2 protein-coding genes are annotated in these 2323 nt (G+C 56.6%); both read left to right on the forward strand.

The features are described from left to right. Positions 1 to 216, forward strand: a 216-nt coding sequence (locus BMI87_RS21745; protein ID WP_146681741.1) for a transposase domain-containing protein, incomplete at its 5' end; no start/stop codon positions are given. Positions 217 to 796: 580 nt separating this feature from the next. Beyond that, entirely contained in the window at positions 797 to 1570 is a 774-nt protein-coding gene (locus tag BMI87_RS21750) for a response regulator transcription factor (protein WP_078523535.1), read from the forward strand. Positions 1571 to 2323 lie beyond the last annotated feature (753 nt).

The raw sequence follows: 2323 nt of genomic DNA on the forward strand, positions 1-2323 counted from the left end.
CGGCCCATCGCTCTGAACAGGAAGAACGCATTGTTCGCCGGACATGACGAAGGCGGGCGCGCTTGGGGACGCATCGCATCGCTCATCGAGACCGCAAAGATCAACGGCGTCGAGCCCTTCGCTTATCTCAAGGCCACCCTCGAGGCCATAGCCGCCGGCCATCCGCAAGGCCGCATCGACGAACTTCTCCCGTGGAACTTCAAGCCGTCAAGCTGAACCTGAGGTGGGATGCAGCCGCCGCTTACACTCCAATGCATGTTGCTACTATCTTTCGTATTCGACATCGCATTTCCGCGCGGTCCATGTTCGCGTTGGAGGCGCACTCCCACAGCCTCGCAAAAGGCCCTGTCGCGCGTAGGCATAAGGTGACGTCTTTGCTTCAGGCGACAGTCATTCGCCTGGAGGTATGATGTCGCGTCAAATTTCGGCGGCCGATTTCCGTGACCTACAGACGGTTAGTGTCCCTCTCGATCGTCGTTTCGCAGCCATTTTGCGAGAACCGGACGCTGACCTGCCGCCGATCTCAAGGCCACCCCGGGAGGCCATTGCCGCCGCCATCTGAAAGGCCGCATCGACGATCTCCGGTCCTGCAACTTCATACCGCCACGCTTTACCCGGGGGAGGGAGGCAGCAGCCGTTTACGGTCGTTGAAGCTTTCCACGAAACCGAGTTTCGCATCGGCATGCACCGGTCGTTAGGGCCTTTCGATTATATATCACTCGGGCAGATACCCCGTTCACGCGCCTGTGTTATCCTGTTTCATTAAGGCCTGGGGAGGCAAAAAATTGGAGGGGATATGGATACGCACAATAGGGCGGATTTTAGCGGGGTGTCTCGAGCTGCGCCACGGCGCAAGAGTGATGCGCGCATATGTTTAGTAGGGCAGCGAGAGATTTTCGGCGATGCGATCATCCGGACGATAGAGAGCGAAGTGCCGGAGGTCTCGGTGGACCGCGTAGACTATCTGGAGGAAATCTCTCAACGCATTGATGAGAATGGCCGCCTTGCGAATGGCGAAAGGGTTTGCGCTTTGATCGTGGATGAAGGCAACGCCGCGGGACTAAGAGCGTTCATCGCGGCGCGCGGAGAAGCCCTTTCGCGCATGCGTGTCGCGATTGCCTACAGCGAGGACACGCCCGAAATGGAGGCAATGGATTTCCTTCGATCGGGCGCCTTGCTCGAGCAGGTGAGTTTCCTTCCGATGAGCATCAATATCACGACTTGGATGCTGACATTGCGCCTCATTCTGTCGGGGGGGCAGTTTGTCCCGCCAGCGCTTCTTGAGACCGGATTGACGGTCTCGAAAACGATCTCGAAAAAGCTTGCCGAGCCGGGCTTTGATCTGGTGGCTGCGCCGGGCCTGATCGAAACTCTGACGCGGCGCGAACGGGAGGTCTTGCAACTCTTGGCATCCGGTCAGCAAAACAAGATCATCGCGGATCGCCTTCAGGTCTCCGAGCACACCGCGAAAATCCATATCCATCGGATCATCAACAAGCTCGGCGTGAGTAACCGCACAGCGGCGGCCGTCTGGTATCACCGTCACGAGGCAGCAGCCGCTCTTCAGTGAAAAAGTATCAAACATCCCGCCACGCCGAATTGGCGGGCGGGGTTTAGGTATGGTTTTGCGAGTTGTCTGTTCAGGCTACTTGCGCGGCAAGCTCGCGCGGAACGCAGCACGCACATTGCCATCGGCAAATCGTTGCAAGTTGGTCGAGGTGGAAAGCAACAACTTCGATGGCACCACCTGGCTGATACTTGTGCGATCACCTGAAACACGTCGCTATACACCTGTCTTATTTCCTGCGTCCGTCGGCAGACAACCTCAATAGAGCGCTTACTCTTGGACAGGATCTGGCGTAAATTGCGAGATGCGTTGCATCTAATGATCGTGTTGGTTGAGATCATTTCTTTGCCAATAGACTAGCGTCTGTGGCTTGCCGCCGGGGCTGCGCGAGGACCCTGGTATTTGTAGAAGGCCATCCATTCCCGTTGGTCGCTTACGTCTCCGATCCGATCTCCCAAGCGTGTAGGTAGCTGTAATCGTATCTCAGGATTCGCCAAAGATGCTCGATGAAGACGTTGTCGAAGAACCGGCCTTCACGATCCATCAAGATGTGCACGCCGGATTGACGCTGCCCGCAGAAAGGATGCTCTGTGACCTCATCCTCACCTAAGGTGATCCATTATGCCGGAGGTGCGAAGCAGACATTCGTGAACAATGCAGCGAATGGCTGCTCCCCGCGGATTCTGTGGAAAAACACCCGTTCGCGATTGCAGAAATTGGAAGCTTTCGTGATGTGCGACTGCCTTTCCTATAAGG

The sequence above is a fragment of the Thioclava sp. F28-4 genome (genome assembly GCF_002020045.1).
GTDB lineage: Bacteria > Pseudomonadota > Alphaproteobacteria > Rhodobacterales > Rhodobacteraceae > Thioclava > Thioclava sediminum.

Bases quoted from the DNA above. Each gene is read 5' to 3' on its own strand.
- BMI87_RS21750 (WP_078523535.1), top strand. From the start codon at position 797: ATGGATACGCACAATAGGGCGGATTTTAGCGGGGTGTCTCGAGCTGCG.